The sequence below is a fragment of the Marilutibacter maris genome (genome assembly GCF_006546735.2).
GTDB classification, from domain to species: Bacteria; Pseudomonadota; Gammaproteobacteria; order Xanthomonadales; family Xanthomonadaceae; genus Marilutibacter; species Marilutibacter maris.
The window spans coordinates 1-7,447 of sequence record NZ_VICD02000210.1 but is presented as its reverse complement, the minus strand read 5'-3'; the positions used below and the strand labels follow the sequence as shown (position 1 = coordinate 7,447).

The 7,447-nt window shown below is 70.1% G+C and carries 8 protein-coding genes; 4 read left to right on the top strand and 4 right to left on the bottom strand.

Annotation, left to right across the window (positions count from 1 at the left end; genetic code table 11):
* Positions 1 to 230 precede the first annotated feature (230 nt).
* The 4 genes from FKV24_RS12345 to FKV24_RS12330 all read left to right on the top strand — a co-directional run bounded on the left by FKV24_RS12345 (position 231) and on the right by FKV24_RS12330 (position 4,249).
* Positions 231 to 1,574: a tryptophan--tRNA ligase gene (locus tag FKV24_RS12345; protein WP_141482582.1), complete on the top strand. Its 1,344-nt coding sequence runs from the start codon at positions 231 to 233 to the stop codon at positions 1,572 to 1,574.
* Between the two features lie 33 nt (positions 1,575 to 1,607).
* Positions 1,608 to 1,919 carry a hypothetical protein gene (locus FKV24_RS12340; protein WP_111265512.1) on the top strand — a complete coding sequence of 104 codons (312 nt, stop codon included), beginning with the start codon at positions 1,608 to 1,610 and terminating at the stop codon, positions 1,917 to 1,919.
* A 94-nt stretch (positions 1,920 to 2,013) separates the two neighbouring features.
* Entirely contained in the window at positions 2,014 to 2,970 is a 957-nt protein-coding gene (locus FKV24_RS12335) for an MBL fold metallo-hydrolase (RefSeq protein WP_141482581.1), read from the top strand.
* Positions 2,971 to 3,082: 112 nt separating this feature from the next.
* Positions 3,083 to 4,249, top strand: coding sequence for a diguanylate cyclase (locus FKV24_RS12330; RefSeq protein ID WP_170288297.1), 1,167 nt, complete (start codon positions 3,083 to 3,085; stop codon positions 4,247 to 4,249).
* Between the two features lie 102 nt (positions 4,250 to 4,351).
* On the opposite strand, the gene FKV24_RS12325 is transcribed toward FKV24_RS12330, so the two are convergent.
* The 4 genes from FKV24_RS12325 to FKV24_RS12310 form a co-directional block, all read right to left on the bottom strand.
* Positions 4,352 to 4,741: a VOC family protein gene (locus FKV24_RS12325; RefSeq protein WP_111265515.1), complete on the bottom strand. Its 390-nt coding sequence runs from the start codon at positions 4,739 to 4,741 to the stop codon at positions 4,352 to 4,354.
* An 88-nt stretch (positions 4,742 to 4,829) separates the two neighbouring features.
* The gene (locus FKV24_RS12320; protein WP_141482579.1) at positions 4,830 to 5,717 is read right to left on the bottom strand and encodes a HEAT repeat domain-containing protein; all 888 of its coding nucleotides are present in this window, start codon (positions 5,715 to 5,717) and stop codon (positions 4,830 to 4,832) included.
* Positions 5,718 to 5,829: 112 nt separating this feature from the next.
* On the bottom strand, positions 5,830 to 6,627 hold the full coding sequence (locus FKV24_RS19315) for a M23 family metallopeptidase (RefSeq protein WP_111265517.1): 798 nt from the start codon (positions 6,625 to 6,627) through the stop codon (positions 5,830 to 5,832).
* 221 nt (positions 6,628 to 6,848) lie between these two features.
* The coding region (locus tag FKV24_RS12310; protein WP_141482578.1) for a 2-oxo acid dehydrogenase subunit E2 at positions 6,849 to 7,447 on the bottom strand (599 nt) is incomplete at its 5' end.

Sequence of the window (7,447 nt, the reverse complement as noted above, 5' to 3'; positions counted from 1 at the left end):
GCCAGCAGCGTCGCCAGCAGCGCGCCCAGGGCGATGCCCGGCGGCGACGGCCGCGCCGGGCGCCCGGACGGACCGGTACGCGGGGAGAGCGGGGAAAGTCGGGACATGCGGCGCATCGGGGCGTCTCCTGTGGACCTATGGTGCTCAACGCGCGAGTCGCCGGTCCGGGGTTGGGCCGGTGGCGCCGGGCTCCGGTAAACTGCGGCGTCGTTTAGCCGGTATTCCGTTTCATGCAACCTGCCAGCTCCTCCGCTCAGCGCACCCGCGTGCTGACCGGCATCACCACCTCCGGAACCCCGCACCTGGGCAACTACGTCGGCGCGATCCGCCCGGCCGTGGCCGCCAGCCGTGGCGAGGGGGTGGAGAGTTTCTATTTCCTCGCCGACTACCACGCCCTGATCAAGGTGCAGGAGCCGGCGCGCGTGCAGCGTTCGACGCTGGAGATCGCCGCGACCTGGCTGGCCTGTGGGCTCGACCCGGACAAGGTCTGGTTCTACCGCCAGAGCGACGTGCCCGAGGTGCAGGAACTGACCTGGCTGCTGACCTGCGTGGCCGGCAAGGGCATCCTCAACCGCGCGCACGCCTACAAGGCCGCGGTCGACAAGAACCGCGAGGCCGGCGAGGACGACGATGCCGGGATCACCGCGGGGTTGTTCATGTACCCGGTGCTGATGGCCGCCGACATCCTGATCTTCAATGCCGACAAGGTGCCGGTCGGTCGCGACCAGATCCAGCACATCGAGATGGCGCGCGACTTCGGCCAGCGCTTCAACCATCTGTACGGCGAGCACTTCTCGCTGCCGGAAGTGGTGATCGAGGAGAACGTGGCGACGTTGCCGGGCCTGGACGGCCGCAAGATGAGCAAGAGCTACGACAACACGATTCCGTTGTTCGTGCCGCGCGAGCAGCTGCGCAAGCTGATCTTCTCGATCGTCACCGACTCCAGCGCGCCGGGCGAGCTGAAGCAGACCGAGGGCTCGGCGCTGTTCCAGCTCTACCAGGCCTTCGCCAGCGCGGAGGAGACCGCGGCGATGCGCCAGGCCTTCGCCGACGGGATCGGCTGGGGCGACGCCAAGCAGGCGCTGTTCGAGCGCATCGATCTGGAGATCTCGCCGCTGCGCGAGAAGTACCAGGCGTTGATCGCCGATCCGGCCAGGATCGAGCTGACCCTGCGCGAGGGCGCGGTGCGGCTGCGCGAGACCTATGCCGCGCCGCTGCTGAAGCGGGTGCGCGAGGCGGTCGGTCTGCGCGACCTGTCGAAGGTCGAGGCGGTCGCCGAGCAGACCGCGGAGAAGGTCGCCGCTCCGGTGTTCAAGCAGTACCGCGAGGCCGACGGGCGCTTCTACTTCAAGCTGGTGCAGGGCGACCGGGTGCTGCTGCAGAGCGAGGGCCACGCCTCGCCGCGCGATGCCGGCCAACTGGTCGCGAAGCTCAAGCAGTCCGCCGGCGACGAGGTCCACCACGTGCTGGACAAGGGCGTGCACCTGGGCAAGGCGCTGGTCGGCCACCTGGGCGAGGGCGTGGTGGTCGAGGAACTGGTCGAGGTGCTCGGCCGTTTCGCCGAGGAGGCCTGAGCGCGGTCCGCCCGGTCCCGCGCGAGTCCCGCGATGAGTCCGCTCGTCGAGCCGAACCTGGCCCTGATCCTGTTCCTGCCGTGGTTCCTGATCCTCGGCGTGCTGTTCTGGTGCTTTCCGCGGCAGCCGCGGACGCGGGCGCGGCGGCTGTTCGACGCCAGCGCGCTGCTGGTCGCCCTGCTGGCGTTCCTGGCCGCCATCCACTGGGCCCACGCGGCCGCCGATCCGGGCTACGGGCACATGTGGCGGCAGGTGCTGGCGACCGCCGTCGGCTACGGCGTCTATCTGGCGGCAATGACCGCCGCGTTCGCGCTGCGGCGGCGCTGGTTGCGCCGGATGGGCTAGCGCGGAGGGGCCCAGGTCGACGCGATCGTCGAATGTCCTATCCGGCGGCGGCGCTCTAGACTGGGTTCCAGGCATCGCCAATGGGAGGGACCGCATGACGTCAGCCGGCACCACGCCACCAGCACATGGCATCACCACGATCGACACCGGTTTCCAGCGGCCGCGCTTCGATGCGGCCTACCTGATCGTCGAGGGTGGCCGTGGCGCGTTCGTCGACTGCGGTACCAACCACAGCGTTCCGGCGATGCTGCAGGCACTGGAGGACAACGGCCTGGATGTCGCCGATGTCGACTGGCTGGTGCTCACCCACGTGCACCTGGACCATGCCGGCGGCGCCGGCGCATTGATGCGCGAGCTGCCGAACGCGCGCTTGCTGGTACATCCGCGTGGGGCGCCGCACATGATCGATCCGTCGCGGTTGATCGCCGGCGCGACCGCGGTCTACGGCGAGGCGGAGATGGCGCGCAGCTACGGCGCGATCCTGCCGGTGCCGGAGGCGCGGGTGGTCGAGGCGCCGGACGGCTGCGTGATCGAGCTGGCCGGCCGCCCGCTGCACTGCATCGACAGTCCCGGCCACGCCCGCCATCACCTGTGCCTGTGGGACGCGCGCAGCCGCAGTTGGTTCACCGGCGACACTTTCGGGCTGTCCTACCGCGAGTTCGATACCGCCGACGGCGCGTTCGCGCTGCCGACCACGACCCCGGTGCAGTTCGAGCCGGATGCGCTGAAGGCCTCGATACGGCGCCTGCTCCAGGCGCGGCCGGACGCGATGTACGTGACCCATTTCGGTCGCGTCGAAGGGGTCGAGCGGCTGGCGGGGATGTTGCTGGAACAGGTCGACGCGATGGTCGCCGCGGCGCTGCGGGCGGCGGCGGCGGAGGATGTCCACGCCCATCTGGTCGCCGAACTGGAGACGCTGTACCGGCAGCGGCTGCGGGCCCACGGGGTGACCCTGGACGACGCGGCGATCGCCGCCGTGCTGGCGATGGACATCGAGCTCAACGCGCAGGGCCTGGAGGTCTGGCTGGCGCGCCGCCGCGCCGCAGGCTGAACGACGCGGCGCCACGGCGGACTTGCGCCCGCTCTTGCGGGCGCCGTCACGGGACGGCGCCCGGCTTCACGCTACCCTTTCGACTGCGATCACAAAACCTCTCCCGATCTCCGTGCGTCTGCGATCCGAAGCTCCCGCAAGCATCGCCCAGGCCCCGGCCGATGCGACGGCCGGGCCGGTGGGCGTGCGCGGCTTCGCGGAGGAGGTCCGACGTCAGGCCGCGCTGGACGCCTACGACGTGATCGACACGCCGCCGGAGCAGGCCTTCGACGACATCGTCCGGCTGGCGGCGACGGTCTGCGCCACCCCGGGCGCGCTGGTGTCGCTGATCGACCACGACCGCCAATGGTTCAAGGCACGGCTCGGAGTCGACGTGATCCAGACGCCACGCGGGGAGGCGATCTGCGACCACGCGATCCGCACGCCCGAGCGGCTGCTGGAGGTCGCCGACGTGGGGGCCGACCGCCGCTTCTCGCGGTTCGGGTTGAAGGTCGTCGGGCAGCCCCTGCGCTTCTATGCCGGCATGCCGCTGCGCAGCCCCGACGGCCATGCGCTGGGCACGATCTGCGTGCTGGACACGGTGCCGCGCGAGCTCAGCGAGGCCCAGCGCGATGGCCTGCAGGTGCTCGCACGGCAGACCCAGCACCTGCTGGAGCTGCGCCGCTACGCGCACGAACAACGCCGGTTGCTGGCCGAGCGCGAGGCGTTCGCGCTCCGCCTGGAGGAGGCCCGCGCCGATCTGGAGCGCCGCAACGAGCAACTCGAACATCGCGCCAATCACGACCAGCTGACCGGGCTGATGAACCGGGTCGGCCTGGCCCAGCTGCGGCAGCGCCCGGAGGCGATCGAGCGCCTCAGCGGTTCGCCGTACAGCCTGATGCTGATCGACGTGGATCACTTCAAGCAGGTCAACGACCGCCACGGCCATCTGCTCGGCGACCGCGCGCTGCAGGCGGTCGCCGACGCGGTCGCGGCGACGATCCGGGCCGGCGACATCGCGGTCCGCTACGGCGGCGAGGAAATCCTGGTGGTGCTGCCGGAAACCCGCCTGGCCGGCGCGGTCGAGGTCGGCGAACGCATCCGCGACAAGGTGATGCATTCCGCGCTGCCGTTCGCGTTGACGGTGTCGATCGGGGTGGCGACCGGCGAGCCCGGCGAGCTGTGGGCGGACCAGGTGTTCGACCGCGCCGACCAGGCCCTGTATCGGGCCAAGGCCGGCGGTCGCAACCGGGTGATCGCCGACGACACCCCGCTGTTCAACCAGTCCCCTGACCCGTAGCACCGGCACAAGCTCCCGTAGGAGCGGCGTAAGCCGCGATGAAGCGTTCACGGGAAAGCCCGATCGCGGCTTGCACCGCTCCTGCGGGCTCAGCCCGGGAACTCAGTCGTTCCATTCCCTGGGCGGGGCGCCGCGCTCGGGATGCTTCATCCGGACCACGCAGAAGCGTTGTCCGGTCGGTGCCTCCATCACCCACCAGCGCTTGTGGAAGGCGATCTTCTTCGCGCCCAGTGCCTCCAGCCGTGCGGCCTCGGCGTCGATGTCGTCGGTCTCGATGTCCAGGTGCACGCGCGATTCGTGGGTCACCTTCTGGACTTCGACATGCAGGTCGCCCGGGGTGTCGCCGAACATCTGGTACTCGGCGCTGCCGTCGCCGGCCTCGCGGTCGCTGATGCTCATGCCCAACGCCTGACTCCAGAAATCGGCGGCGGCGTCGAGATCGTCGGTCCTGCAGTCGATGATGAAACCGGCGAGGCGGCTGCGGTGTGCCATGGCGTGGCTTCCGTTGCTGAGGGGGCGATGACGAGGATAGCGCCCAATGCGGCGGCGACAGGCGACCGGCCGGGTCGGTGGCCGAAGCTCAGTGGTCGTGGTCGCCGTGCTCGGTCATCCGTGCCGCCTGCAGGTAGATCGCGTATTCGGCGCGACTGAGCGGGAAGTCCTGCAGGGCCAGCACCGCCGCGAACCGTTCGTCGTTGCCCGAAGCCGGGTCGGCGGCGATCGCGAGCAGGGCGTCCTTGAGCCGGGGCGAGCGCGCCCCCGAGGCGGTGATTCCGCCGATAGCGGCCTGGCGCACCTGCGGCGCGGCGTCGAGGATGGCCTGGTGGAGCACCTCCTCCAGGTCGCTGCCCTTGTCCCAGGAGACCGACTGCATGACGCTGGCGGCGCGGACCCCGGGATCGGGGTGTTGGCGCAGGCGGGTCAGCTGCTCGACCAGCGGGGCGGCATCCTCGGTCGGCACCACCGCCGCCTCCAGCATCCCGACCAGCCGGCCCAGCATCTGCGGGTCGTCTTCCTCGCCGATCTGGCGCGTGAGCAGCTCGCGGACCTGTGCGTTGTCCAGCGGATAGGCTTCCAGCAGGGCCAGCCCGTCGCCGCGCCTGGCCGGGTCGGGGTCGTCGGCCAGGTCGAGGGCGAAGCGCAGGATCTCCTCGTTGTCGTCGGCGGCGCCGCGCAGCACCGCCAGCAGGGCGCCGCGGGTGTCGAGGTCGGTCTCGGAGGCGTACATCGCCAGCAGCCGCTGCAGGTAGGTCGGATCGTCCCGGAGACGTTGGACTTCGCTGTCGAGGTCGTCGCCGACGCTGCGCGATCCGGGCGAGGCCTCGGGCCCGGTGGCGGGCGACTGCGACGCAGTCTGCGCGGCTGGTGGTGCCGGCGCGTGCTCCGATCGCGGCACCCAGAACCACGCGATTGCGATGCCGGCGACGACGACGGCGGTGGCTGCGATGGCGGTGCCCGATCGGCTCATCTGCGTTCACACCCCTGCGGCGATGGGTTGAAGGGGCGGAACCCGTCGACGCGTGCGTCGACGGGCCCGGAGTCGGTGGCGCCGGGTCGAGCGGGCGCCACCTCGGTGGGCTTCAACACCTGGGGGCGACGAAGCCGCTGGAGCCGGTGTAGGTGTAGGCATCCGGGATCCACTTGCCGCTGCCGATGCGGTTCCAGATCGAGCTGGTGCCGTAGTAGCCGGAGATCGACTGGCCGTAGGTCTGGCAGTAGATGGTCACCTTGCTGCCGTTGGCGAGGCTGCCGACGACCGAGTAGTTGGTGCTGGGACCGGAACGGATGTTGAGGTTGGCGCCGTTGGTCCTGACCGTGCCGGTCGCCGAGCCGCCGGAGGTGTTGCAGTCGCCGGCGGAGAAGTACCTGACGCCGCCGTAGGGGACGGTCACGCCGTTGATGATCGGGTCGCGGACGCTGCCGTTGTAGATCTGTTCGTAGTGCAGATGCGCGGCGAAGGTGTACTTGGCGCTGCTCTTGCCGACGGTTCCGATCTTCTGTCCGCGCCGCACCGTCTGTCCTTTCGACACCGACATCGCGTTCAGGTGCGCGTAGCGCGTGCGCCAGCCGCCGCCGTGGTCGATGACGATGTTGCGGCCGTAGCCGGTGTTGGTGTCGTAGGCGGCCTTGATCACGGTGCCGGCGGCCGCGGCGGCGACGGGTTTGCCGAGGTCGGCGTCGCCGGAACCCCAGTTGATGTCGGCCGCATGCGCCGGATTGTGTCCGCTCCAGTTGCTGACCCGCCACTGCGTGCTGCTCTTGCCGCAGACCGGCAGCTGGAAATTGGGCGCGGCATGCACGGCGGCGGTGCACAGGCCGAGCAGCAGGAGCGACGACAGGCGGAGCCGTAGGTGCCTGGATGAAGTCTTTGCGGTCATTGCTTGATCCTCTCCATTGCATGTTTGTCCATGGATGCCGGGTCCTGGCCCCCGGTGGCGGCGCGCGATGGATCGGCGCCAACTCAAGCTATCGTCTGGATACGGACGGTTTGTGACCGGGGTAGCAATTTTTTATTCCGGATCAAAAAACAGCTGTAATAAATGCGCAACACCCGCGATGTCGCGGGTGTTGCGGATGCCGCCGGAGTTGTCCGCCGGGCTCAGGCGGGCAGGGCCAGATCGTCGATCATCGCGCGCAGGAAGCGCGCCGCCTCGCCGCCGGTGCAGGCGCGGTGGTCGAAGGTCAGCGACAGCGGGATCACCTTGTGCGCCTCGACTCCGCCCATCACCGGGGTCATCTGGTGGCGGCCACGGCCGGCGGCGACGATCGCCACGCACGGCGGTACCACCACCGGGGTCGCGTAGCGGCCGGCGAACATGCCGAAGTTCGACAGCGAGATCGTGTACCCGCTCAGCTCCGAGGCCGGAATGCTGCGGTCCTCGACCTGCGCGCGCAGCCGGTTGACCGCCTCGCGCACGCCGCGCGCGTCGAGCACGTCGGCGTTGCGCAGCGCCGGCACGAACAGGCCGTCGTCGGTGTCGACCGCGATGCCGATGTCGACGTGCGGATGCAGGGTGCGGGTCAGGTTGTCGCCATCGAACCAGGCGTTGAGCGCCGGCACCGCCTTGCAGGCGGCGACGATCGCGCGGACCAGGCGGCCGGTGATGTCGTTGCCCGGCGTCCAGGCATGGATGTCGGCATCGTCGGCGAGGGTGGTCGCCACCACCTTGCTGTGGGCGTCGGCCATCACCCGCGCCA